This is a genomic window from Chryseobacterium sp. GP-SGM7, from assembly GCF_049166575.1.
Classification (GTDB): Bacteria; Bacteroidota; Bacteroidia; order Flavobacteriales; family Weeksellaceae; genus Chryseobacterium.
The window spans coordinates 267,148-293,623 of the sequence record NZ_JBMHFF010000003.1; the positions used below are offsets into that span (position 1 = coordinate 267,148).

Genomic DNA, 26,476 nt, shown 5'->3' on the forward strand with positions numbered 1-26,476 from the left:
AAAAGTTAAATCTCTACTATGAAAAAGCTAATTACAATCGCTCTATTTACTATTTTTTTTTCAGTTAACACTTTCGCACAGTCAGACAGCATTAAAGTTTATGTTACTCAGGCGTTAAAGATTATGAAAAATAAATCTGTCAATAAAGGAAAGCTAAATTGGGAAAATATATATAGTACAACTCTGGCAGAATCTTCGAGCGCCAAAACGATTAAAGAAACTTATCCTGCAATAAAAAATGCTTTAAGCTCTTTAAATGATTCTCATTCTAATTTTTATCCCGAAAATGTAGTAAAAGCATATACTTTAGGCTATAAAGCTACCGGACAGAAATTTCCCGTAATCAAAAGTGAACTTATTGAAAATAAATATGCTTACATCAGTTTACCAGATATAGGATCATTCAACAAAGGTGATTGGAATTTATACATCAATACTTTTTACGCTAAGGTAAATAATCTTCAAAAGCACAATCCAAAAGGTTGGATTATTGATTTGAGAGGAAACTTCGGAGGAATGCTTTACCCAATGTATGCTGCTATTGCACCGTTTTTAGACAATAAAAATGTAGTAGGTACAAAAGATGCGGAAGGTCAAATTGAATACTATAATTATAAAAAAGGTAAATTTTATGAAGGTTCTACAGCAACACAGTTATTTCAGCTGACACAAAAAGAACCAAAACCTGTAAAAAAACCAGTCGCGATATTGGTAAATAAAGTTACCGGAAGTTCAGCTGAATTTATCACTGCAGCATTTGTAGGTCAGAAAAACGCTAAAATTATCGGAACAAATACCCAGGGTTTAACATCCGGAAATCAGGAGTACAAATTATCCGACGGATCTTTTCTTGTACTTACCATCGGAAATATCGTTGACAGAACCGGTAAAGAATACACGAAAATAGGAGAAGGAATTACACCTAATATCCCCATCGAAAAATCGACAGATGAAGCAAAATCTAATGAAGCTTACCTGAAAAAAGCATTTGAATTTATTGATAAAAAATAGCAGTAATTAAAAATCAATTTTCATTCCCAACACAAAATTTCGTCTTGCTGCAGGGTTGTAATAACGGTTTCCGAATGCGTTGATATCGAAACCTAAAGCATATTCTTCATTATACAAATTCTGAATCTGAACATATAAATTCACGCTTGTTTTTTCAAAATCTACTGGAAATCTAAACTGAATATTTCCGATTAAATTCGATTCCGACCAGACTGAATTGGCATCATTCAAAGGGGTTTTTGAAGTGTAAAAATGAGAATAATCTATATTTAATTTCTTAAAGAAAGTAAAGTTCAACAAACTGTTTATTGTAGTCTGCGGAACTCCTGTTAAATCATTTCCTGAAAAATTGTTTTGGTTTTGCTGATAATTTTTAAATGTAAAATCATAAAAACTTCCTGTAAATCTGAATTTGAAATTGCTGAATACTTTATTTTTCAGACTGAAATTTTTAGATTCCAGAAGTACTTCCAAACCTTTCTGAACCGTTTCGCCGGAATTGACGAAAAATTCCTGTCCGGCTTCATTTTGCCTTCTCACAATCGCATCTTTCATTCTAAAATCAAAATAACCAGCTTCAACGAAAATAGAGTTACCAAACTGCTTTCTGATACCTATTTCTTTATTCCAACCGTATTCCGGGCTTAGATTTTGATTAAATTGCTGTGTTGAAGAACGGATTTCTTCGCTCGTAGGTGCAGAATTGCCTTTTCCAATTTTAGCTCTTGTCGAAAAGCCATTTCCTAACAGATAGGTAACTCCAAAATTGGGAAGCCATTGATCTTTAAATTGAATATTTCCGGTTTCTGTTTGTGGAAAAAACCTTTCCCATTCGTAAGAATTTGAATTTAAACTGATGGAAATATCGGTAAACAGTCTTTCATTAAAGTTCAATTTTTGAGAAAGAAAATAAAATCCTGAAGTATTTTTAAGTTGATCAAAATTCTGAGGATTCCCTTCAATTCCCTTATTGTTATCGTAATTTTTAATCAAAATATCATTAATTCCGCCTTCGAAACCCAATCGATAAGCCAAAGAAATTTTGTCCCATTTTTTCTCATAATTAAAATGGGTTCTCAAAGCAAAATTTTTCTCAAAACGATTCTCAAAATTGGTAATAAAAGGGTTTTCAAAATCTACATAAGAGCCTTGAAGCAAAATAAAATGAGAGAAATTTTGATTAAACTGGTATTCGTTGGAAACTCCTGCCAAAATCATTTTATTTCTTATTCCTGCATCTTGCTCCAAAGCTCCCGGAAGTGTAGCCGTTTTTGGTCTGGCCTGCTTTCTGTTGAAATTCATCTGTTCTAAAGTAAGACCGCCCGGAGTTTGATAATCCAGATCAGAATACATCAGCATAGCCTTCAACAAACCTTTTTTGGAATATTGGAAATTGTCTTTGAGAAAAATTTGTTTACGCTGAACTTTTGACTGTTCCCGGTACGAATCCGTCTGATAATAATTCTGAAAAACCTCAAAAAAATGCCTTCCGATTTGCTTTGAATAATCAAGGCTCTGGTTGAAAGCTCCATAGCTTCCTGTTGATAAATTTACAGAGAGATTGTCTGAACTTTTTGTTTTTAAAAGTACCGTTCCGCCTGTCACCGCTCCGTAATCTCCACTTTCCGGACCTTTATAAATTTCCATTCTGTCTATTAATTCAGGTGAAACTACATTAAAATAAGTGTTTCCCGACGCATCAGACAAAATAAAATCATCGAGGTAAACTTTCACATTGCGAACTCCGAAAGGTGATCTTAAAGTGCTTCCGCGAAGGGAAATTCTATAACTTCCCGGCGAACGTTCTTCCATCCTGGCTCCTGCAATCTGATTGATGGATTCGAGCATCCTTTCAGGAGTATTTTGATTGAGTAAATTTTCAGAAACGACAGCAACTGATTTTGTAGAATTGATAAAAGCGGTTGGTTTTTTATAAGCATCAATTCTGACTTCTGAAATTAAAGTTGCAGAATCTCTTTTTTGAGAAAATAAAATTGAAATTGAAAAAACAGAAAGAATTGAGTAGATTTTTTTCATTGTAACAGGCTATGCAAAAATTGTACTCTTTATGCATGAAATATGATTTTGTGGTATAAAAAACCTTGCCAGTTTCGAATCCTGACAAGGTTGATTACTACTTATAATTTTTAATCTAAATCTCATTACTGTCTTTAATCATCCATGGAACAACAAAGTAAAATGCGACAGCAATTGCAGTTGCGGCAACTCCGATTCCAATCCATAAAATGGTAAAGCCTAATTTATCTGCAATTAAAGTTCCCAGATAAGGAGTTACAATAAATGCGATGGAAAACGAAATTCCGTTTAAACCCATATATGCGCCTTTGTTGTTTTTGCCAGATCGTAAAGCAGTAATAGTCGACATAAACGGCAATGCCCAGATTTCTCCGACTGATAACAAAGTCATCGAAACCACTAACGTTAAAATGCTGTAATTAAAACCCAGCATGGCATAAGAAAGTCCGCAAATAAAAGTTCCAAAAAACATGGTTTTGGCTAAATTCAAATACTTTTCGGCAATCTGCACCAATCCCATTTCAAGTAAAAACAACAATAAATCCGCTGTAACCTAAAAGGTAACCGATATTTTGCTGGCTTAAGTGTGCAGTGTCTTTATAAAAAATAGTCAAAGTACTAAATAACTGGAAAAAACAGATCGCAAACAGCATACATAAAAAACAGTATATTAAAAATTTACCATCACGATATGGTGAATTTTCTTTTTTTATTTTAATAATTTCACTCACTTTTCTTGCTTTTAATTTGGCTAATTTGTTACGTTTTCTGAAGAAAATAATATATAAAATTCCGGCTGATAATGCTGCTAAAGCATTGGAGTAAAACAAAAAATCGTACGAAATGGCAGACAAAATCCCACCTAAAGCAGGCCCAACAGAGAATCCCAAATTAACAGCCATTCGGTTTAAAGAAAAGGCTCTTGTAATATTTTCAGGCTTCGCATATTTTGTAATCGCCACCGAATTTGCAGGTCGAAATGCGTCACTTACAATGCTTTGCATTAAAATAATAGCAGCAACGCCAACTTCTGTTTTGAAAATGGGAATTAAACAAAACAACGGAACACTTAATAATAAGCTGAGATATTGCACTTTATATTCGCCTATTCTATCGGTAATAAATCCGCCTAGCCATGAACCTATTACCGAACCTATTCCAAAAAAGCTAAGCACAATACCTGTATGTTCGATGCTGAATTTTAAATGTGCAGTCATATAAACTCCCAAAAACGGAAGTACCATTGACCCTGCACGGTTGATAAGCATGACCAACGCAAGCATCCAGCTTTCCTGGGAAAGCCCTTTGAATGAATTTGTATATATGTTTATTATTTTCACAATATTTTAATTTTTAATTAATGTTTTTTAAACACGAATAGCACTAATTTTTTTCACGAATAGCACAATTTTGATTTGTTACATTTGTGATAAATTTTGTGCCTTTGGTGTTTAAAACAAAAAAAACAGGACTTAAAAAATTAAGCCCTGTTTCATTTATTGATATAAATAAATCTTTACTCCGGCTTATAAGAGTCTTTTAACGTTACAGTTCTGTTGAATACAAAATTTGTATCTGTAGAATCCTGATCTTTAGTAAAATAGCCAATTCTCTGGAATTGAAGAGGTTCTCCAACTGCCACATCTTTTAAGCTTGGCTCACCAAATCCTTTAATTATATTGACTGATTCAGGATTAATGAAATTTAAGAAATCTACATCTTTCTCAGCATCAGGCTGTTCCACGGTAAATAATTTCTCGTAATTTCTTATTTCCAACGGAATTGCATGTTTTGCAGAAACCCAGTGAATCGTTCCTTTTACTTTTCTTAAACTCTCCTCAGTTCCACTTCCTGATTTTGATTTTTCGTCGTAAGAAGCGTAAATTGTGGTAATTTCTCCATTTTCGTCCTTCTCTACTCTTTCACCTTTGATGATGTAAGCAGATTTTAAACGGACTTCGCCTCCTAATCTTAGTCTGAAGAACTTGTTTCCTGCTTCTTCCTTAAAATCTTCACGCTCAATATATAATTCTCTTGAAAACGGAATTTCTCTTGTTCCCGCATCTTCCTGTTCGTTATTATTTTCCGTGGTTAACCATTCTTCCTGACCATCCGGATAGTTTTCAATGACTAATTTAATAGGATCTACAACTGCCATCACACGTTTTGCAACTTTGTTTAAATCTTCACGGACGCAGAAATCCAATAACTGAATTTCAATTAAATTTTCTCTTTTTGCAACTCCAACTTTATCAATGAAATTTCTGATCGCATTGGCAGTGAAACCTTTTCTTCTCATTCCCGAAATCGTTGGCATTCTCGGATCATCCCAACCGTTTACTACATTTTCAGCGATAAGCCTTTGTAGTTTTCTTTTGGAAGTAATCATGTAAGAAACGTTCATTCTCGCAAATTCTCTCTGTTTGTTTTTCACGGTACCTTCTTCGTACACCTGGTCTAAATACCAGTTGTACAACGGTCTGTGGTTTTCAAACTCCAAAGAGCACAGCGAGTGAGAAATTTGTTCGATATAATCAGATTCGCCATGTGCCCAGTCGTACATCGGATAAATTTTCCAGTCGGTACCGGTTCTGTGGTGAGGTTTATTCAAAATTCTGTACATCACAGGATCACGCATATTCATATTGGGTGAAACCATGTCGATTTTTGCACGAAGAGACATTGAACCACTTTCAAATTTCCCGTCTTTCATCTTTTCGAATAAATCTAAAGACTCTTCAACAGGACGATTTCTAAATGGAGATTCAACGCCCGGTTCTGCCGGATTTTTCCTTTGTTCGGTAATCACTTCAGACGGTTGCTCATCAACGTAAGCTTTTCCCTCTTTAATCAACTGAACTGCCCAATCGTAAAGCTGCTGGAAGTAATCGGATGCGTACAAAACTTTATCCCATTTGAAACCTAGCCATTCAACGTCTTTCATGATAGAATCTACAAATTCCTGCTCTTCTTTTTCAGGATTTGTATCGTCGAAACGAAGGTTTACGGGAGCATTGTATTTTTCACCCAAACCAAAGTTGATGCAGATCGCTTTAGTATGACCTACATGCAGATAACCGTTTGGTTCAGGCGGAAAACGAAAACGGATCTGATCTCGAGTCATCCCGTTTGCCAAATCATCTTCTATAATTTGCTCGATAAAATTGAGTGATTTTTTTTCTTCTTCCATTAAAATTCGCTTTAAATATCGTGTTCACCGACAATTTGCAAATTTAGGAAAATTTAAGATGGTATGAAAATAATAATTTAATACAAAATTCACACAGAATTGAAATTAATTAACGATATTTACATCAGAAAAATTAAACATCAAATTGCCATGAAACAGATAAAAAAACAGCTTTCATATATTCTTGAATATATTAAGAAAGCCATCTTTATTGACGGTGTAATTTAATCACTTAAAGTTTTATAAAAAAGTTTTTCGCCATCAATTTCCAAACAGCTCTTAAAATTATTGGTAAATAAGCTTCCGGTTCCCAAACCTTGGGGCATTTTATTTTTTTTTGTGAAGGTATATTGTGCAATTGCATTCAAACCAATATTGCTTTCTAAAGCAGATGTAATCCACCATTCAATATTATTACGTTCAGCTAGAGATATCCATTCATCAGATCCTGAAAAACCTCCAACCAAAGCCGGCTTCAAAATAATATATTGTGGCTTAATCGTTTCTAAAAGATTTTTCTTTTCTTCTAAATTAATAATTCCGATCAATTCTTCATCCAAAGCAATCGGAGTTGGAGTTTCAGCACACAGTTCTGCCATATCGTTCCAGTTTCCAGCTCTGATAGGCTGCTCGATTGAATGAATATCTAAATCTGCCAGTTGCTGCAAAACAATTTTAGCTTCATCTTTAGTAAAACCTCCATTTGCATCCACCCGAAGTTCAAGTTGATTTTTTGAAAATTTTTGTCTTAATTTTTGAAGAATTTGATGTTCCGATTGCCAATCGACTCCTATTTTTAATTTGATACAATGAAAACCCTGATTCAGTTTTTCCTGAATCTGTTCTTCCATGAAATCAATATTTCCCATCCAGATCAATCCATTAATGATGATTGGAACTTTTTCATCAGTAAATTCACTTGGAAAAAAAATATTTCCGCCATTTTTAAGATTTAAAACCGCCTGTTCATAGCCAAACCAGATTGATGGAAACTCTTTTAATTCTTCTTTTAAATAGTCAGAATTTTGGCTGATATTTTCACAAAGCCATTTCAGTTTTTCTTCATAATCGAGTCTGTCATCAAAACTCAACCCTCTGAAAATAGCACACTCCCCTACCCCATTTTTATTATCATTAAAAACTTCGAGAATAAAAGTCTCTTTTTCAAGCAAAACGCCGCGAGATGTTCCACTCGGGCGTTTGAATTTTAATAAATATTTGTAATATTTTGCTGTCATTATTTTACGCTGTCAATTCGCATAAATTCTTCAGCTTTTTCAACCATATCGATGCTTCCTGCGAAAAAAGGAATTCTTTGGTGAAGCTCAGTCGGCTCAACTTCCATAATTCTTCTGAATCCGTCTGTGGCTTTTCCACCAGCTTGCTCAGCCAAAAATGCCATTGGATTACATTCGTACAATAATCTCAATTTTCCGTTTGGAGACTGACCGTATGATGGGTAAATATAAATACCTCCTTTCAACATATTTCTGTGAAAATCGGCAACCAAAGAACCAATATATCTTGATGTATAAGGACGATCGCCTTCTTCCATCTGACAATATTTAAGGTAATTTTTTACCCCTTGCGGAAATTTAATGTAATTCCCTTCGTTGATTGAATAAATTTTTCCCGTTCTTGGGAAAGTCATATTCGGATGCGAAAGATAATATGTTCCTAGAGACGGATCAAGTGTAAATCCGTTTACCCCGTTTCCGGTAGTGTAAACAATCATTGTAGAAGACCCGTAAATAACATAACCTGCAGCAATCTGGTTAATTCCTTTTTGTAAGAAATCTTCAAGCTGAACCGGAGTTCCAGGTTCTGTAACTCTTCTGTAAATTGAGAAAATAGTTCCCACAGAAACGTTTACATCAATGTTTGAAGAACCATCAAGAGGATCGATTAAAACTACATATTTGCTCAGATGACCGTTTTCACCACATTTAATGTCGATAAAATCGTCGTTCTCTTCAGAAGCAATACCGCAGACAACTTCTCTCTGAGATAATGCGGTAATAAATATATCATTCGCAATGACATCCAGCTTTTGCTGTTCTTCTCCCTGAATATTCTGATTTCCTGCAGCACCTGTAATATCTACAATTCCTGCTTTATTTACTTCTCTGTTTACTACTTTTGAAGCTAATCTTATTGCACTCAGAAGACGAGAAAATTCACCTGTAGAATACTGGAAATCTTCCTGCTTATCAATAAGAAATTCTCCTAAAGTTTGTAATGACTGATCTGACATAATTTTCTTTTTACACTTTTCCCAAATTTCGTAAAATTTATCCTAACCTGGAAATAAATATCAAAATAGACTTTAACTATTAATAATCAATACTATATAAACTACAAAACTGATGATAAGTATAAATTTAACGAGTAAATAGCTCCCAAATCATTACAGTAAAAACATTATTTAGATGTAAATTTTGATTTTAATAAAATCTTAATTATATCGCAGTCATTGCCTATTTCATATCTCGGTGTAAATTTATAATTTTGACATCTTAAAAATTTCGATAATCTAACAATTTTATTTTTAATACTTTAATGAAAATTTTCAAGTTTGGTGGGGCTTCTGTAAAAGACGCCGAAAGTGTAAAAAATGTTTCTATGGTTCTTCAAAGTCAAGGCTTTGAGAAATGTCTGCTTGTAATTTCAGCGATGGGTAAAACCACAAATGCGCTGGAAAAAGTGGTAGAAATGTATTTTAAGAAAGACAACTATCAAACCGAAATTGAAGACATAAAACAGAAACACATCGAAATTGCCCAGGGACTTTTCGCTGAAAACCATGCTGTTTTTGCAGAAATCAATGTATTTTTTGATGATATTGATTCTTTTTTAAGAAGAAATAAGTCTCCTAACTATAATTTTGTTTACGATCAGGTGGTAAGTTGTGGTGAAATGATCTCCACTAAAATTGTAAGTGAGTATTTGAATGATATTCAGTTTGCCAATCAATGGTTAGACGCAAGAGATTACATTAAAACTGACGATTCTTACAGAGATGGAGTTGTAAATTGGCAAAAAACGGAAGAGTTTATTTCAAATCTGAATCCTGCAATTTGCTACGTAACCCAAGGTTTCATTGGTTCGGATGATAATAATTTTACGGTAACTTTAGGAAGAGAAGGTTCGGATTATTCGGCGGCAATTTTTGCCTATTGTCTAAATGCTGAAGCGATGACAATCTGGAAAGACGTTCCCGGAGTTATGACCGGAGATCCCAGAAAATTTGATGATGTAAGTCTTTTGTCAAACATTTCTTACGAAGAAGCCATTGAAATGGCTTATTACGGAGCAAGTGTAATTCACCCGAAAACCTTGCAGCCTCTTCAGCAAAAAAATATTCCTTTTTATGTGAAGTCTTTCGTAGATCCTACAAAAGACGGAACAAAAGTAGGTTCTTCTGATAAAAACCAAAGTGAGGAATCTTATATATTAAAAGAACACCAAACTTTATTGAAGATTTCAACAAGAGACTTCTCATTTATTGCGGAAGATCATATGAGTTTAATTTTCAACAATTTAGCTAAATATAAAATTAAAGTTTCTTTAATGCAAAATTCTGCAATTTCTTTAGAATTATGTCTCGAAGATAAATTTAATAAAGTAGATGAGTTGAACGATGAGCTTCAAAAAGTTTTTAAGACCGATGTAATAAAAAATGTATCTTTATTTACGGTAAGGAATGCAAAAATAGAAAACATCGACAAATTTTACCAGGGAAAAAGTGTATTATTGGAGCAGATTGCAAAAAATACACTGCAAATGGTAACACAATAAAACTAATTTCGACTAAAAACACATGAGCTTAATTTCGAAAAACGATTTAATCAAAGCTTCCGGCTTAAACAAAATAGGTTTCCTGAAAAATCCTGTGGCTTCTGCTGTAATGAGCGTTGCAAAAATCAATCAGGTCAACAGGCTTTATGATAAATTAAAAGACAAGGAAGGTAAAGACTTTTTCGATTCATTTGTAAGAGAGCGAAATTTAAGTTACATCGCTTTTGAGGAGGATTTAGCAAAAATTCCAAAAACAGGACCATTTATTTTAGTCTCAAATCATCCGCTAGGTGCAATTGACGGTATTTTGATGTGTAAAATTTTGTCAGAAGTCCGCCCTGATTTTAAGGTCATGGGAAATTTTCTCTTAGAGAAAATTAAACCGATGGAACCTTATGTCATTCCGGTAAATCCTTTTGAAGGACGAAAAGAAGTAAGAAACAGCTCAACCGGAATGCGCGAAACACTTAAACATTTGGAAAATGGCGGTTGCGTAGGAATTTTTCCTGCAGGTGAAGTTTCCAATAAAAATAATCCATACAGTGAAATTTTAGATAAAGAATGGGAAAAACCGGCTTTAAAGCTTATTAAAATGGCTAAAGTTCCGGTAGTTCCGATGTATTTTCATGCTAAAAACAGTACTTTATTTTATCAGGTTGCAAAAATCCATCCTAATCTGCAGACATTGATGCTTCCTGCAGAAATGATGAATGACAGGGAAAAACCTATCCGGATAAGAATAGGAAAACCTATCACCGTAAAAGTGATGGATGACATGGAAAACATTGAAGAACTGGGAGAATTTCTGAAACGTAAGGTTTATATGATGAAATCTTACTATGAAAAAAGAAAATCTCTTGCTCAGGCGATTAATCTGAAAAATCTTTCGGTAAAATTTCCATTATTAAAGGAGGAAAATATCGTTCAGAATATTATTGATGAAACTCCGAAAGAAGATCTTTTAAAAGACATCAGTAAAATAAAAGGAACCGACAGAATGCTCTTCAGCAACGGAAATTACGAGATTTACTTCACCCCGTACGAAGAAATTCCTTCCATTATGAGGGAAATCGGAAGGCAGCGAGAACTGACTTTCCGAGCAGTGGGAGAAGGAAGCAATCTTCCGTTTGATCTTGATGAATATGATAAGCATTATCATCACTTATTTCTTTGGGATAATGCTGCCGAAAAATTAGCCGGAGCTTACCGAATGGCATTAGGGAAAGATGTGATGAAGAAGTTCGGAATAAAAGGCTTTTACACAAGTTCTTTATTTGAATTTGAACAGGATATTCATCCGTTTTTCAAGAAGGTTATCGAAATGGGAAGAGCTTATATTTGTGAAGAATATCAGCAGAAACCACTTCCTCTTTTCCTTTTATGGCGTGGAATTGTACATGTTTGCCTGAGAAATCCTGACCATAAATTTCTGATGGGCGGAGTGAGTATTTCCAATAAGTTCTCTGAATTTTCAAAGTCATTAATGATCGAGTTTATGCGTTCAAATTACTACGACTCTGCTGTTGCTCAATACATTACACCAAGAAATGATTATAAAGTTAAGCTGAGAGAACGTGATAAAAACCTTTTTCTGAATGAAATGGAATCGGATTTAAATAAATTAGATAAAATCATTGATGATTTGGAACCGGAGTTAAGAATGCCTGTTTTAATCAAAAAATACATCAAACAAAACGCAAAAGTAATTGCATTCAATGTAGATCCCAACTTTAATGATGCGATTGATGGCTTGATGTATATCAGAATAAGTGACCTTCCAGAAAGTACAATTAAGCCTGTTTTAGAGGAAATGAGCGAACAAATAAGAAAAGAGCAGGAAAATAATCAGACTGAAAATCAGTAGGTTTTTACTTAAATTGAAAAAACTTTGATGAATACTTGCTTCATATATCAAAACTTCCTACTTTTGCATCACTTTAAAACAACGAAGTAAAAAGAACGGTTTCTTAGCTCAGTTGGTAGAGCAATGGATTGAAAATCCATGTGTCCCTGGTTCGATTCCTGGAGAAACCACAAAACCGCCTTTCATTAGGCGGTTTTCTTTTCAAAAGTTGAAAGATTTAAAATAAACCAAATGGTTTCTTAGCTCAGTTGGTAGAGCAATGGATTGAAAATCCATGTGTCCCTGGTTCGATTCCTGGAGAAACCACTTAAACCACTCTTTTTCAGGAGTGGTTTTTTGTTTTATTTCTTTTAAAATTGTTTCATTATTCATATACAATCAAAAAATAAGTATCTTCGCTATTCAAAATTTATTTCGAATGAAAAAGATTATCTCCGGATTATTTATTTTTATCAACCTATTTATTTTTGCTCAGGAAGAAGGAATTAAGTTTGACCAAAGCAGTTTTAAAGATCTTCTTGCGAGAGCAAAAAAAGAAAAAAAACTTGTATTTATAGACGCTTATGCAGTTTGGTGTGGCCCGTGTAAAATGATGGACAAGAACGTTTTCACTCAAAAATCGGTCGGAGATTATTTCAATAAAAACTTTGTAAGCTCAAGAATCGACATGGAGAAAGGCGAAGGAAGAGAGATTGCTCAAAAATTTTCGGTCCGATCCTACCCTACTTTTCTTTTTCTAAATGGTGACGGCGAATTGATTTCTCAAAATTACGGTTACATGGAGCCTGGTCTTTTTCTTTCTATGGTACAGGATGTAAATGCTGTAAATTCTAAGGAAGGTTCTTCCAAAGAAAGATTTGCAAAAGGTGAAAAAGATCCTGAATTTTTAATTAATATCATGAAACTTAATTCTAGCTCAGATTATGAATTTGCTAAGAAAGCTTCTGAAAGATATTTTGAAAATAAAAAGAAAGGCGAAGAAATAACGAAAGACGAAGTTGGACTTTTATTATATTTTTTGAAGTCATCTGAAGATCCTAATTACAAAACATTTGTAGCTCAAAAAACCGAAATCATTAAATTTTTACCTGAAGAAACTTACAATGAGTTTAATAATCAAATGGTTTTAGGAAAAGTTGTACAGGAATCAATTGACGAAAAGAATAAGAAAATCAATGACGCTTACTTTTTGAAAATAGCAGAACCTTTAGTAGGAAAAGAAGCTGCTATTACAAAACTTAATCAAACCAAATTGGCATATTACGAGCAAAATGCCAATTTTCCTGAATATGAAAAAGCAGCTCTGGATTACTATAAAAACCCAGATTCTTTCGAACCCAATGAACTTCTGAAAGCAGCATGGATTTTTTCAGATAACATCAAAACCCAATCTTCACTTAAAAAAGCTGCAGAATGGGCAGAAAAATCTGTAATGCGCAGTGAAACTTCAGAAAACACTTACATTCTAGCCAAAATTTATTTTAATCTTGGAAGTAGAGATTTAGCGAAAAATTTTGCTGAGCAATCAAAAAACATTGCCACTCAATCGGGTAAAGATGCAAGTTTAGCAGAAAAATTATTAAGTCAAATTAAATAAAAACTTACATCTTGAAATATAAAATTTTTATTGCGTTATTAAGTTTATTTTCAACAGCAAATTTTAATGCTCAGGAAGTTCAGACTGAAGAAACTAAGCCTGAATCTGAAAAAAAAGTTTATATAAAAGGAAATGCTTTGCTGATACCAATAGGTGTTGTTAATCTAGGTTTAGAGCATCAGATAACGAAAAATATAACAGCGCAGGGAGATATTTTAATATCACCATGGAAGTCTTTTTCCGGCCATGAATTGCAGTATTATTCGTTATCACTGGAAGGCCGATATTACTTTAAAGAAGCTTTTAACGGATGGTTTTTAGGAGCTAATATAGGAGTTTCTTCTTTTGTTTTACAGAAATGGAATTATTGGAACGATAATCCTTATCAAAGTAAAAATGAAGAAAATGTAATTTATACCAGCTCAAATCTTTATCAAAAAGGATATTCTTTTTTAGCCGGAATTACAGCAGGCTATCAGTTCAGGTTATCAGACAACTGGAGAATGGATCTCTACGGAACGATAGGAACTTCTCAGGATTTTTACAAAGGTTACGACGGAGTATCAGGAAAAAGATATGATGAAAAACCTGATGGATACAACAGAAGCGGAGAAATAATCCCTTACAGAGGCGGAGTAATGATCTCTTACAGAATAAAATAATATGAAATTACTAGGAAGAAACCACATCATTATATCGGTTATTACGTTCGGAATACTTTTTCTGATGAATTATTTGGGAAATCATGAAGCAGATAAACTGGAGCGTGCATTAATGACTGCTTTTGCAGGAGTTATCGGACTATCAATCGGGCTTTTTATATTGAATAAAGGGAAAAATGATAAAAATCCGCCGCAGAATTTTGATTGAAATAATAGTGCTTGTGAATAGTCAATTTAGCTTTGCCAGTCAATTCATAGAAGTATTTTAAATTCACGAACGCAATGAATTAACCATTCACAATTCACCTTATTAATCTGGATACGTAATATATTTCTTTCTTATTTTCTCAAATTTATCTAAATCTGGTTTCCAGGAAGACGTAATTTCTTTTTTTGATTTTCCGGCTACGATTTGTTTTCTCAATTCATCGCTTCCTGCCAATTTATCGAAGAAAAGATTTTTAAGGAAGAAATCCTGTTCAGGATTTTTATAATTTTTATAGGCTTTAATCAGCCACTCTAAATTTAGTTCTCGTAAATCTTTAGAATAATTGGAAAGATTTTCACCATAACATAATTTACCATTCAAAAACGGGTCTTTTGCTCCGAAATTTGGTTTTGGTGTAAACTGATAAGGCAAATCTTTCGTCCAGGGCGAGCCATAAATCTGAAAAGGCAAATCTGTTCCTCTTCCTACAGAAACCTGAGTTCCTTCAAAAAAACATAAGCTTGGATATAAGTTGATCGATTGATCATTCGGCAAGTTCGGAGAAGGCTTATCTAAAATAGAATACCTTTTTTTCTTGTGATAATTCTGCATTTCAACTAAAGTATATTTAGGCTGGACTCCGTTTTTTAACCATTTTTCTCCGTTTACCATTTTACCATATTCGCCGATCGTTAAACCATAAATTACAGGAACTTCATGCATTCCGACAAAGCTTTCCCATTTTTTCTTTAACACTGGTCCGTCAATATATCCGTCGTGTGGATTTGGCCGGTCTAAAACCATAATTTCAACATTATTTTCAGCTCCGGCTTCCATCAAATAGGTTAATGTTGAGATATAAGTGTAAAATCTCACGCCAACATCCTGAATATCAAAAACAACAATATCAAGCCCTTTCAATTGTTCAGGCTTCGGTTTTTTATTATTTCCGTAAAGTGAAACGATAGGAATTCCTGTTTTTACATCTACTCCATTCTTCACTTTTTCTCCTGCATCTGCATCACCTCTGAAACCATGTTCCGGAGCAAAAATTGTTTTAATCTTTATATTGTTTTTCACTAAAAAATCAACAAGATGCGTTTTATCTTTCAACAAACCGGTTTGGTTGGTTACAATTCCAATAGTTTTATTTTTTAGAAGCGGAAGGTATAATTCCGGTCGGTCTGCACCAGTCTTAAAACCATCTTTATCTGATGTCTGAGAATAATATTGACTGAATACTCCTAAAAAAATTAGGCAAATAAGAACGAATGTTTTAATTTTGAAATTTAAATTCATAAGCTTGAAATTTCCATTATATTTCTCCCGAAAAATAGCGTTTTCCAAAGATAACAAAAATAACCTTTCTCGGGTGATCATCTTCATCGGCAGGCTTTCTGTAGCTTTAGGAATCATCGTTTCGCTGATTACTGTTTCCACAGGATTGGGTTCGAAAAAAGCTATTAAAGAAAGATTGGGAGATTTCAGCGGACACATTACGGTAAAATCTACCAAATCCAACTCTTCTTACAACACTTCTGTTCTTGATAAAGACGGTTTGGATATCAAAAATATAAAAGCCCTTCCGGATGTTGCATCGGTTCAGCAATATGCGATGGTAACGGGAATTATGCGTAACAAACATAGTTTTGCAGGAATCATTTTCAAAGGTGTTGACAAAGATTTTGACAGTTTAAGATTCAAAAAATTTCTGATTGCCGGAAAAACTCCTTTTTTTAATGGAGAAGGTTACAACAATGGCGTTGCGATTTCTGAAAAAATTGCCGGTGATCTTCATTTGAAAGTGAATGACAGCATCGTTACCGTTTTTTCAAAAGCAGACCAAAAACCTATTTACAGGAATTTTGAAGTTGTCGGAATTTATAAAACCGATATTAAGATGATTGACGATCAGTTTGTGATCGGCGACATCAATCATGTAAGAAAAATTATGGATATGAGTCCTGATCAAATCGGTGGGTTGGATATTTTCTTTAAAAATATCAATCATATTGACGAAGATTTCCCACAAGTTGAAAAGTTCATCGGATATAAAAATTACGCTGAAAAAGCAACCGATAAATATCCGCAAATCAACGACTGGATCGGTCTTTTCGACACCAATATCGGAATCATCATATCCATTATGCTTTTGGTAGTTATCATTAATATCATCATGGTTTTGCTGATTTTAATTATCGAAAGAACCAACTCAATAGGTTTGCTTAAAACTTTAGGCGCAACCAACGGACAGATTCGTGCGACATTTATCAATTATACTTTAATCATTATGGTTCCCGGTCTTTTATATGGAAATCTGATTGGTCTTGGACTTTTATTTATTCAAAAATGTACAGGAATTATTAAACTAAATCCTGACAATTATTACGTGAGCGTTGTTCCGGTTGATCTTAATCCGCTGCTGATTGTTTCAATTTCTGTGGGAATTTTGATTATTTCGGGAATGGCTTTGGTAATTCCGAGTTATCTGATCAGTAAAATTTCTCCGGTGAAGGCGATTAAATATAATTAGTGAATGGTGAATGGTGAATGGTCATCGGCTTCACTTGTGGATTTTCCTCTTGTTTTAAACTTTTGATTTATAACTCAATAAATCATAGCCCCGATTGCAGCGACATCCTTTTTCTGAAATGGCTTTGGAAAAATGCGTTGGCGAAAAAGATATAGCGGAAAGCGGGATTAAGCTCCTAAAAAATCATATTTCTAATAAACTGAATAAACATTTGCCGATTGTTTACTGACATTTTTGGCATATTGCAAAATTCGCACGTAAAGTAAATTACATCTAATCATTCACATAGATTCTGAATTATTCTGAAAAATGTATATTTGGGGCGCAGAACAACAATAAAGACCATATATGAAATACGCAGAAAATATACTCGAAACCATAGGAAATACACCACTTGTAAAGATTAACAATGTCTTAGGTGAAGATTTCCCGGCTTTGGTTTTGGCAAAAGTAGAAACTTTCAACCCCGGAAATTCGGTAAAAGACAGAATGGCGCTGAAAATGATCGAAGACGCCGAAAAAGACGGAAGATTAAAACCCGGTGGGACCATCATCGAAGGAACTTCGGGAAATACAGGAATGGGACTGGCTTTGGCAGCCATCATCAAAGGATACAAATGTATTTTTGTTACCAATGCTAAGCAATCTAAAGAAAAATGCGACATTCTTCGTGCTGTTGGAGCAGAAGTTATTGTTTGTCCGACCGATGTAAAACCTACAGATCCGCGTTCTTACTATTCAGTTTCAAAAAGACTGGCAACAGAAACGGAAAATGGATGGTACGTAAACCAATATGACAATTTATCAAACAGAACGGCTCATTACGAGTCTACTGCGCCTGAAATCTGGGAGCAAACTGACGGAAAACTCACTCACTTTTTAGTTGGAGCAGGAACAGGAGGTACCATTACAGGTTGTGGAATGTTCTTCAAAGAGAAAAATAAAGATATCAAAATAATCGGAGTTGATACTTACGGATCAATTTTAAAAGAGATTCATGAAACAGGAGAAATCAATTTGGGAAATGCTTATACCTACATTACAGAAGGAATTGGTGAAGATATTCTTCCTGAAAACTACGATATGTCTGTCATCGATCATTTCGAAAAAGTAACCGATAAAGACGGAGCAATCTATGCAAGAAAACTCGCAAAAGAAGAGGGTATTTTCTGTGGATATTCTGCGGGAAGTGCGATGGCGGCTTTGGTTCAGATGAAAGATCAATTTACAAAAGACGATGTGATTGTAGTACTTCTGCACGATCATGGGTCAAGATATGTTGGAAAGATCTACAACGATGAATGGATGAAAGAAATGGGTTGGCTGGATTAATCAGCTTTTCAGTACAAAAATAAAACTCAGAGCAAATACTCTGAGTTTTATTTTTAGTTGATATTTTTTTTGACAGCTTCTGTGAGAGTGTTATAATCTGCCATATTCATCGATTTTTTCGGAAACATATAATTGAATTTCCCTTCAAGAGAAATAAACTTTTCGTCGATTTCAGCAGATTTGAATTCCGTCCACAAACTTGTTTCCTTTTTGTTATTCAAATTGACCTTAAAGACTTTACTGTTAAACTGAATCTGATAGATTTCCGGATTTTCTAAGGTTTTCAGATAAACCACAACTTCTTTCCTCCATCTCGAAACTTTATTGATTGCTAAAGAAAGATAAACTGCACAAAGCAGAAACAGAAAGCTTACGAAATACAGAATTCCAAATTTTTCTTTGCTTAAATCATCTTTAAAAATAAACAGGATAACTAAAATCACTCCTACAACCATCGTAGTAATGGTTTTTCCTTTCGTGGTGGATGAGAAAAACAAACTTCCCTGATTTCCTGTAAAATAAACTTCTTCGAAATCTTTTCTGTTGATATTCAAATTGATGATCTTATCCTGATTCTGATTCATAATAACAAATTCTGTCCGTAAAGATAGTTTTTTATGATTTCTTTATTAAATACTTTTGACAGGATTTTATCTTGCCCTTTAATAAATCGTCTATTCAGGACTTTATCAACTTTAGCCTCAACCACAATATTATCCATCTTCATAAGAGCTTCCAATAGAAGAAAGTCTGTTCATCAGTTCACGGTTTCTTTGCCGCAAATCATTCATTTTCTGTAGCATTTCATGAATGACTTCCAATCCGGGAAGGTTGATTTCCAAATCGTAATGCCAATTGGCAAATCTTTCAAAATTGGGTAAATCTTCATACATCAGATAACGGATTTCATTATCAGTCTGAATCTTCAACAATCCTGAATTCACCAGTTCGTCAAAAAAATTGATTTCAATATTATATATTCTTACGAGTTCTTCTCGCGATATTCTTTCATTCATGGCTAAGAATTTTTAAGCTGTTCAAAAAGTTCTTTTTGCTTTTCAGTCAAATTTGTTGGTAATTTCACTTCGTAAGTCACGAATAAATCACCAAATGCCCCGTCTTTTTTATAAACCGGAAAACCTTTTCCTTTCAATCTTACAGTTGTTCCGTTTTGGGTTTCCGGCTTTACCTTAAGATTTACACTTCCATCCAAAGTATTCACCTTTATATCTCCTCCCAAAACTGCGGTATACAAATCAATCAGAACCTTAGTTTTTAAGTCATCTCCGACTCTTTCAAAATCCTGGTCAGCTGCAATATTAAAAGTGATGTATAAATCTCCGCTTGGACCTCCATTGAAACCTGGATTTCCGTGACCTTTCAACTTAATCTGCTGACCGTCATAAACTCCTGCCGGAATTGTGATTCTTACTTTTTTACCATTAATTTCAAATGTCTGAGGATGCGTTTTTGCCGCATCTTTTAAGCTTAAATTTAATTCCGCATGAACATCCTGTCCTTTAAATTTTCCCGAAGCACTGCCTCTTGAACTTCTTCCGAAACCACCCTCACTTCCACCAAACATACTTTGGAAAAAATCTGAAAAATCTTCTCCTTCTCCAAAATCAGCACCTGAAAACCCACCTCCGAAATTGTTGCTCTGATTTTGGTTTTGATATTGTTTCTGTTGTCGCTGAGCTTTTTCGTATTCTTCACCATGTTTCCAGTTCTCACCATATTTATCGTATTTTGAACGGTTTTCCGTATTACTGAGAACTTCATTGGCTTCATTCAATTCTTTGAATTTTCTTTCAGCATCCCTATCATCGGGATTGAGGTCGGGATGCAGTTTTCTTGCTAACTTCCGATATGCTTTTTTGATATCTTCCTGGGTTGCGTTTTTGTCTACGCCTAAAATTGTATAGTAATCTATATAAGCCATAGAAAAGATATTTTAATAAAATCAACAAATTTGAGACCGAAACAGCATCTTTATATATTAAAAATTAAAATCTATCTTTGATAAAAATCAGCCATGAAAGAAGTTTTAAAAAATTATTCGGGAATCCTTCTGCTTCTTTTAGGAATCACGGTCGGAAGTTTTGTAGGAATCTTTTTACCTGAAGTTGTTTCCTATATCAAACCTTTAGGTGATATTTTCCTTAACCTTCTTTTTGTAAGTGTAGTTCCTTTGGTATTCTTTGCAGTCGCAAATTCGATCGCTTCTCTTGAACAGGATTCTAAGTTTGGTAAAATTCTTCTTATTATGTCTTTCACTTTTCTTTTATTTATATTAATCGCTGCGGTTTTCACAATTTTTGCGGTTTATTTTTTTCCTGTCGCATCGATTTCGGGAAGCTCAGAACAGATCGCTGAAGCTACCCAAGAAGAAAACTGGGGTGACAGAATTGTAAGCTTTTTCACGGTAGGAGAATTTACCGAGTTATTTTCGAGAAGAAATATGCTGGCTTTACTCATATTTGCTTTCCTTACAGGATTTGCAACCCGAAAAGCCGGTGAAAACGGAACACCCTTTCGGGTTTTTATTGCTTCCGGATACGAAGTGATGAAAGAGCTTCTTTTAATGATTATGAAAATTGCACCCATTGGTTTGGGAGCTTATTTTGCTTATCAGGTAGCAACTTTAGGACCTCAGCTTTTTGGGTTTTATGCCAAACCTCTCGGCTTATATTATGTTGCAGGAATTATTTACTTCTTTGCATTTTTCACGCTTTATGCTTTCATGGCAAACGGACAAAACGGAATCAAAAGTTTTTGGAAAAATGCAGTTTATCCCACTTTGACAGCATTAAGCACCTGCAGCAGCTTTGCCACGATGCCTTCCAATTTAGCAGCTGCATCGAAGATTGGAATCTCAAATCAGGTTGCTAATCTGGTGATCCCTATCGGAACAACACTTCATAAAAACGGCTCGTCGATGTCATCAATTATTAAGATTTACGTAGCTTTTCAGATTATCGGAAGAGATTTTTTTGAGCCATCAAATCTTCTTTTGGCTATAGGAATTACTGTTTTCGTAAGCATTGTAGCGGGCGGAATTCCTAATGGCGGATATATTGGTGAAATGCTCATGATTTCGGTTTACAGTTTACCTCAGGAAGCTGTTCCTGCAGTTATTATCATAGGAACTTTAGTTGATCCTTTGGCAACTGTTTTAAATGCGGTTGGTGATATTGTGGCAGCTATGTTTGTGAACCGGTTTGTAAAGGTCTGATTGATGAAATTTTAATTTAAGCTTAAATGTCACTTCATTTCATGTTTAAAATAAAGAAAGCATCTTACGTGAGATGCTTTCTTTATTAATTTTATTCTTTAAACACGTAATATCTTGCTCCAATCAACACAGGATTTTCCAGTTCCACAGATTCCAGACCAAATCCTTTGTAATCGGGATTGACAGAATGCTGCAGTTGCTTTCTGTGGAGTTTTTCGTATGTATCAAAATCGATTGCTAAACGCTTGCGAAGATGATCAAATAAATTCCATTTTGAAACCACATTTTTCCAGTTCTCAGAAATTTTTCCGGCAAAAACTTTTGATTTTGAACCGCTTCCGTATGCAACAAAACCAATTTCCTCTCCGAATAATTCTTCATTTTCATTAAAAGAAGTCTGCAGTCCCGAAAGCAAAGCCATAAAAATTGAAGCAGTGTACATATTACCTATTTCAGAAGATGCACGCTGCGTTTTTTCAATTTTATTATTGATGAACTGAATGTAATTTTCAGATTTAGCGACCCCTTTCTGCTCTTCTGCATTTGAATAGGAAAGTCCTTTTTCTAAACTGTAAATTTCAGTAAAAACTCTTTTCCCGTGAAAAGCATACGGAAGATGGAAAATAATATATTTCCAGTTATCTGAAGGCTTTGTTTTACCAGAAACTTCCTCATAGTGTTGGTAAGCTTCTCTTATTCTGTCCTGATAACACTGGTTGGAATATTGTCCGTCAAAAACCGGTTCATCTGTAAAGATTTCTATTTTATCGGGAAAAGATTCGGGGGCGTTTGCTAAATTTTCTTTTTTAAAATGTCTTCTGGGTTTGAAAAAATCAAAAACACCTTCTGTAGAAATTCCCCAGTTATTTTCAATTTCAATTAAATCAGGTTTAGCAGAAACCAATAAAGCGACTGCGCCTCCACCCTGCGTATATTCACCAGAGGAAGCCAATTCGTATTTTGCATAGTCACTTGCAATTACCACTGCTTTTTTATCAGAATTTACCCTCACAAAATCAAGACAATTGTGAAGTGCATCAACAGCACCGATACAGGCAAAAGTAATGTCTACAACATCACAGTTTCTAAAACATCTTTCGCCAAACTCAGCTTCCAAAACCTTTTCTACCATGCCCATTGTATAAGTAGCCGTTGGTTTTGCTGCATCAATTGCGCTCTCTGTACCTAAATAAATACGGGAAATTTCTTTCGGGTTGAGATGATAATCTTTTATTAATTTTAATAATGCTTCTGCTGCAAATGTTGCAGCGTCTTCATGTACATCGGGCAAGCCCATTTTATGTAAACCCAACCCTTTTTCCAGCTTTGCAGATTCAATTCCTCTTTTTTCTGCTAAATCTTTAATTTCCAAATACAAAGATGGCACATAATAACTCGCTGCCTCAATTCCAAAACCCATAATCGTCAAATTTTAAACTAATTTATGAAAGATGTTGCAGAAAGACTGTAAATCATTCAAATTTTTAACAAATAAATTTCTAAAAAAGCATCTCGTTTGAGATGCTTTTTACTTTAATCTGATATTATTTGTGAATATCTATTTTTAATCTTAATGCTAAAATAAGCAGTCATTTTAATAATAGCCGCCATTCATAATATTATTTATTTAAAGCTTTCAATTGCTTTATTAATAGCATCAATCTGGGGATTAATGCTTGAAGCTTTCTGTGGATTTTGTTTAAGAAGTTCCATTTTCTTATTCAGACCATCTTTTAACATCTGGCTAATCATCATTTTTACTTGAGGATTATCTCCCATTTGTCCTTTAGCCTGATCTAAAATCTTTGTAATATTTTCAGTAGCTTTCAAATTATCTGAAGACATGATCCAGTTATATCCTTCTTCTGCTACTTTCCCCAATTCAGGATTCTGGAATTTGATGAAAGGGTAAAAAGCAGCAACCGGAGTAATATTTGCCATCTGGGAAGTCACTTTATTCTTAACGACAATCGGCAATAATTGATTCAACATTTCTTCTGAAGCACCTTCTAAATCAATTTTATCTGCTACAATATTAACTTTTGAAGGATCTACAGCAACAATTGCAGCCAGTGAATTTATTTTTACCGAGTTGGAAACTGCATTCATTCCTTTTTCAAAAACAGAAACGTATTTTTTATCTTTAGTTTTAGCTAAAGCCGCAATGGCAGCACCCTGAACTAGTGTTTTAGGATCATTTGAAGCTAATTTTTCTACATCCGCACCCAAATTTTTCATTTGTTCCGGAATACTTAGATCTATTAATTCCAAAGCCTTAATTCTTATTCTGAAGAAAGGATCTTTCAAAGCTGCAGCCAATAATTTTGTAGCCGCAGGATTTTTTCCTACCTGATCTTTAATACCATTCAAAGCAATATATTTACTTTTAAATTCTTTTGAACCTGCAAACTGTAATAAATTCTGCTCAGGAGTTTTAGAATCTGTAACATCCGCAAGCAAAATTCCATCCGAATTAATATTGATTAAATCAGGATTTTTAGATGAATCAAAAGTGAATATATTTTTTGCCGTGGCATTTGCCCAAACATTATATCTTTTAGGTTTTCCGTTGTCATAAACATCAATTGCCAAAGGAAATTCGAATGGTAAATCCTGAGACTGATTCAAAGTAACCGTAACCTGTTTTTTTACGGGTTCATAAGAAGTTGTATAATTCAATTTCGGATTTCCGCTGCCGAAATACCATTGATTGAAAAACCAGTTTAAATCTTTACCGGAAACTTTTTCAAATGATAACCTCAACTGATGCGCTTCCGCATTTTTATATTCATTGGTTTTAAGATAATCGTTCATTCCTGCAAAGAATGCATCGTCACCCAAATAATTTCTTAACATGTGGAGAATTCCTCCTCCTTTCTGATAGGTTACCAGATCAAAAACATCTTCACGAGAACCATAATCAAATCTTACCAAGTTTTTCTTAAAATCTGACGGATTGTGAATATAATGATTCACATCTTCCATCTGATGATAATCTGCCTGATCTTTTCCATATTTAAATTCATTCCAAAGATATTCTGAGTAATTTGCAAAAGATTCGTTAACCGTTAAATTACTCCAGCTTTCCGCCGTCACCAAATCTCCGAACCAATGGTGGAACAATTCGTGAGCAATCGTGTCTTCCCATTTATTTTCGTCGATTAATTGTCCCGGTTTTTGAAGAATATCACTTCCATGAAGCGTTGCAGTGGTATTTTCCATCGCACCGCTCACATAATCTCTGCCAGAAATCTGGGAATATTTCGCCCAAGGATAATCGTAACCTAACTTTTTAGAGAAAAAGTCAATCATTTCGGGAGTGTTTCCGTAAATCTGTTTTGCATACGGCTCGTATTCCTTTTCTATATAATAATCTACGGGAATGTTTTTCCATTTGTCTTTTACCACAGCATATTCACCAACTCCCATGAAGAAAAGGTACGTTGAATGCCTTTTATCCATCACCCAATGATCGGTTCTTTCTCCGTTGGATTCTTTTTTTGATTCTTTTAAAATTCCGTTGGAAAGAGTGACATATTTATCCGGAACGGTCATGAAAATTTCCTGTGTTGTCTTTTGATTCGGTTTATCAATTGTCGGAAACCAGGCTGAAGAAGATTCAGTTTCTCCCTGAGTCCAGATTTGTGTAGGTTTATCAGTGTCTTTACCCTGAGCATTGATGAAATAAAGACCTTTTGCATCACTGATTGCTTTGCTTCCCTCTTGTTTTACTTCATTAGGACGTGCTGTATATTTGATATAAGCTGTATAATCCTGATTTTTCGTGTAAGTTTTATCTAAATATATCTTTAAAACATCATCTTTATAATCATATTTTAAAGGCGATTTTTTACCATTATTGTCTAAAGCCACTTCATGAATCAGCATTCCTTTCGCATCGAGAATCAGTTCGTTGGTAGAGTAAAAATACGGAGAAGCTGTCAACCATTCTTCACCATTCATCTGTTCTTTTTGATAATCAAAATTCACTTTCAGTTTGGTGTGTTTAAGCTCAGTAACTTTAGTATGAGTTGCTCTGTAGACTTTTTCTCTTCCTGAAGTTTCTGTTTGTGCAGATACATTTGCGGAGAATAAAACTCCAAGTATTGCAACCGATAATATGGCCTTTTTCATTAGTATTGTATTTAAACTTGGCTACCAGAATCTCAATATTCTGAAGCTTATTTTTTTATTTTTTTTAGATTATTTTTTGATTAGAATGTTGAAAATATCGTTGACCAATGTTTCATAATCGCCCTTTTTCAGCTGTTCTTTTGTTTTTGAGAAAGCTTTTTTCAGTTCACTTTCGGGATTTTCATCGTCGATGATTTCAATATCATTAATTCCTTTTACCTGAAGTAAAAGTTCTTTTAATTTTTCTACATCGGTATTTTCTTCAATATTAATTTTAAGTGATTTCATAATGAATAAGTAGGAATTTAGGCCTTAAAGTTACAAAAAAAGTGAAGTTTGCGAACTTCACCAATATGATTTTATAGATCTAGAATTCTTTTTAATAGTTCTGGATTCTTTTTGTTGGCATGAAATAAAAGAATTTCTATCTTTTGAGAATTAATTTGTCTGAAAAATATTGTTACCTGCTTTTTCCCAATTAAAGCGGTTTGAATCTTTGAATCTTGATAATAAGGATATTTAATAACTTTTTCAATGTCATTTCTCATTACCTTAATCTCTTTTTGCGACCATCTATGTTTTAAGAAATCGTAAATCTCTTGTAATGAAATCAAGGCAATATCTGTTAGCCTGACTTCCATTATTTGAAAATATCATTCAATAGCTCGGGAGTAAGTTTTGTTGTTTTGCCATTGTCCGCTTGCTCAATACTTTTTTCTAAAACTTGGTTCAAAAGACTTCTATATTTCTCATCATCTATTTCATTTTCAGAAATCTCTACGCTTTTAATACCCTTAATTTCCTCAAGAATTTTCTTCAATAAAGAAACATCTGCATTGTCTTCTAGTTTTACAGTCAGTTCCATCTCATCAAAT

Annotated in this window: 22 protein-coding genes, 2 tRNA genes and 1 pseudogene; 11 read left to right on the forward strand and 14 right to left on the reverse strand. The window is 34.1% G+C overall.

What is annotated here, in order from left to right; all coding sequences use genetic code 11:
• Positions 1-18: 18 nt before the first annotated feature.
• Positions 19-1,011, forward strand: a complete 993-nt coding sequence (locus tag ACOOWA_RS13655) for a S41 family peptidase (protein ID WP_421376003.1) — start codon at positions 19-21, stop codon at positions 1,009-1,011.
• Positions 1,012-1,017: 6 nt separating this feature from the next.
• On the opposite strand, the gene ACOOWA_RS13660 is transcribed toward ACOOWA_RS13655, so the two are convergent.
• The 5 genes and pseudogenes from ACOOWA_RS13660 to fbp all read right to left on the reverse strand — a co-directional run bounded on the left by ACOOWA_RS13660 (position 1,018) and on the right by fbp (position 8,492).
• Positions 1,018-3,048, reverse strand: a complete 2,031-nt coding sequence (locus ACOOWA_RS13660; protein ID WP_421376005.1) for a TonB-dependent receptor — start codon at positions 3,046-3,048, stop codon at positions 1,018-1,020.
• A 115-nt stretch (positions 3,049-3,163) separates the two neighbouring features.
• Positions 3,164-4,331, reverse strand: a pseudogene (locus ACOOWA_RS13665) (MFS transporter).
• Between the two features lie 233 nt (positions 4,332-4,564).
• Positions 4,565-6,238: a glutamine--tRNA ligase/YqeY domain fusion protein gene (locus ACOOWA_RS13670; protein WP_421376006.1), complete on the reverse strand. Its 1,674-nt coding sequence runs from the start codon at positions 6,236-6,238 to the stop codon at positions 4,565-4,567.
• Between the two features lie 224 nt (positions 6,239-6,462).
• Positions 6,463-7,476 (reverse strand): o-succinylbenzoate synthase, encoded by a 1,014-nt coding sequence (locus ACOOWA_RS13675; RefSeq protein WP_421376008.1) that lies wholly within the window; start codon positions 7,474-7,476, stop codon positions 6,463-6,465.
• Entirely contained in the window at positions 7,476-8,492 is a 1,017-nt protein-coding gene (fbp, locus tag ACOOWA_RS13680) for a class 1 fructose-bisphosphatase (RefSeq protein WP_421376010.1), read from the reverse strand. The genes ACOOWA_RS13675 and fbp overlap by 1 nt, the downstream gene beginning before the upstream one ends.
• Before the next feature lie 305 nt (positions 8,493-8,797).
• On the opposite strand from fbp, the gene ACOOWA_RS13685 reads away from it, so the two are divergent.
• From ACOOWA_RS13685 to ACOOWA_RS13715, 7 genes are all read left to right on the forward strand, one after another.
• On the forward strand, positions 8,798-10,036 hold the full coding sequence (locus ACOOWA_RS13685; protein WP_421376011.1) for an aspartate kinase: 1,239 nt from the start codon (positions 8,798-8,800) through the stop codon (positions 10,034-10,036).
• Positions 10,037-10,058: 22 nt separating this feature from the next.
• Complete coding sequence (locus tag ACOOWA_RS13690) at positions 10,059-11,900, forward strand: lysophospholipid acyltransferase family protein (RefSeq protein ID WP_421376012.1); 1,842 nt, start codon at positions 10,059-10,061, stop codon at positions 11,898-11,900.
• Between the two features lie 97 nt (positions 11,901-11,997).
• Positions 11,998-12,070, forward strand: a tRNA-Phe gene (locus tag ACOOWA_RS13695).
• A 63-nt stretch (positions 12,071-12,133) separates the two neighbouring features.
• A tRNA-Phe gene (locus ACOOWA_RS13700) sits at positions 12,134-12,206 on the forward strand.
• 112 nt (positions 12,207-12,318) lie between these two features.
• Complete coding sequence (locus tag ACOOWA_RS13705) at positions 12,319-13,497, forward strand: thioredoxin family protein (protein WP_421376014.1); 1,179 nt, start codon at positions 12,319-12,321, stop codon at positions 13,495-13,497.
• An 11-nt stretch (positions 13,498-13,508) separates the two neighbouring features.
• A complete protein-coding gene (locus ACOOWA_RS13710; RefSeq protein WP_421376016.1) occupies positions 13,509-14,159 on the forward strand; it encodes a DUF3575 domain-containing protein in 651 nt (216 codons plus the stop codon).
• A gap of 1 nt (position 14,160) precedes the next feature.
• Entirely contained in the window at positions 14,161-14,367 is a 207-nt protein-coding gene (locus ACOOWA_RS13715; RefSeq protein WP_421376018.1) for a hypothetical protein, read from the forward strand.
• Positions 14,368-14,469: 102 nt separating this feature from the next.
• Here the strand turns inward: ACOOWA_RS13715 and ACOOWA_RS13720 are convergent, their stop codons facing one another.
• Positions 14,470-15,666: an exo-beta-N-acetylmuramidase NamZ domain-containing protein gene (locus ACOOWA_RS13720; RefSeq protein WP_421376020.1), complete on the reverse strand. Its 1,197-nt coding sequence runs from the start codon at positions 15,664-15,666 to the stop codon at positions 14,470-14,472.
• Positions 15,667-15,670: 4 nt separating this feature from the next.
• On the opposite strand from ACOOWA_RS13720, the gene ACOOWA_RS13725 reads away from it, so the two are divergent.
• Both ACOOWA_RS13725 and ACOOWA_RS13730 read left to right on the forward strand, forming a co-directional pair.
• Entirely contained in the window at positions 15,671-16,900 is a 1,230-nt protein-coding gene (locus tag ACOOWA_RS13725; protein WP_421376021.1) for an ABC transporter permease, read from the forward strand.
• Positions 16,901-17,248: 348 nt separating this feature from the next.
• On the forward strand, positions 17,249-18,232 hold the full coding sequence (locus tag ACOOWA_RS13730) for a PLP-dependent cysteine synthase family protein (protein WP_421376023.1): 984 nt from the start codon (positions 17,249-17,251) through the stop codon (positions 18,230-18,232).
• Between the two features lie 53 nt (positions 18,233-18,285).
• Here the strand turns inward: ACOOWA_RS13730 and ACOOWA_RS13735 are convergent, their stop codons facing one another.
• The 3 genes from ACOOWA_RS13735 to ACOOWA_RS13745 all read right to left on the reverse strand — a co-directional run bounded on the left by ACOOWA_RS13735 (position 18,286) and on the right by ACOOWA_RS13745 (position 20,174).
• On the reverse strand, positions 18,286-18,816 hold the full coding sequence (locus ACOOWA_RS13735) for a hypothetical protein (RefSeq protein ID WP_421376024.1): 531 nt from the start codon (positions 18,814-18,816) through the stop codon (positions 18,286-18,288).
• Positions 18,817-18,945: 129 nt separating this feature from the next.
• Positions 18,946-19,248: a chaperone modulator CbpM gene (locus ACOOWA_RS13740; RefSeq protein ID WP_421376025.1), complete on the reverse strand. Its 303-nt coding sequence runs from the start codon at positions 19,246-19,248 to the stop codon at positions 18,946-18,948.
• Positions 19,249-19,250: 2 nt separating this feature from the next.
• Positions 19,251-20,174: a DnaJ C-terminal domain-containing protein gene (locus ACOOWA_RS13745; RefSeq protein WP_421376027.1), complete on the reverse strand. Its 924-nt coding sequence runs from the start codon at positions 20,172-20,174 to the stop codon at positions 19,251-19,253.
• Between the two features lie 93 nt (positions 20,175-20,267).
• On the opposite strand from ACOOWA_RS13745, the gene ACOOWA_RS13750 reads away from it, so the two are divergent.
• Positions 20,268-21,467: a dicarboxylate/amino acid:cation symporter gene (locus ACOOWA_RS13750; protein ID WP_421376029.1), complete on the forward strand. Its 1,200-nt coding sequence runs from the start codon at positions 20,268-20,270 to the stop codon at positions 21,465-21,467.
• Between the two features lie 91 nt (positions 21,468-21,558).
• Here ACOOWA_RS13750 and ACOOWA_RS13755 read toward each other — a convergent pair whose 3' ends face one another.
• The 5 genes from ACOOWA_RS13755 to ACOOWA_RS13775 all read right to left on the reverse strand — a co-directional run bounded on the left by ACOOWA_RS13755 (position 21,559) and on the right by ACOOWA_RS13775 (position 26,466).
• A complete protein-coding gene (locus ACOOWA_RS13755; protein ID WP_421376031.1) occupies positions 21,559-22,887 on the reverse strand; it encodes a hydroxymethylglutaryl-CoA synthase family protein in 1,329 nt (442 codons plus the stop codon).
• Between the two features lie 203 nt (positions 22,888-23,090).
• Positions 23,091-25,601 (reverse strand): M1 family metallopeptidase, encoded by a 2,511-nt coding sequence (locus ACOOWA_RS13760; RefSeq protein ID WP_421376033.1) that lies wholly within the window; start codon positions 25,599-25,601, stop codon positions 23,091-23,093.
• A 69-nt stretch (positions 25,602-25,670) separates the two neighbouring features.
• The gene (locus tag ACOOWA_RS13765; protein ID WP_421376035.1) at positions 25,671-25,889 is read right to left on the reverse strand and encodes a hypothetical protein; all 219 of its coding nucleotides are present in this window, start codon (positions 25,887-25,889) and stop codon (positions 25,671-25,673) included.
• A 71-nt stretch (positions 25,890-25,960) separates the two neighbouring features.
• A complete protein-coding gene (locus ACOOWA_RS13770; RefSeq protein WP_421376037.1) occupies positions 25,961-26,242 on the reverse strand; it encodes a hypothetical protein in 282 nt (93 codons plus the stop codon).
• The gene (locus tag ACOOWA_RS13775; protein WP_421376039.1) at positions 26,242-26,466 is read right to left on the reverse strand and encodes a hypothetical protein; all 225 of its coding nucleotides are present in this window, start codon (positions 26,464-26,466) and stop codon (positions 26,242-26,244) included. Before ACOOWA_RS13775 ends, ACOOWA_RS13770 begins: the two co-directional genes overlap by 1 nt.
• Positions 26,467-26,476: the final 10 nt, after the last annotated feature.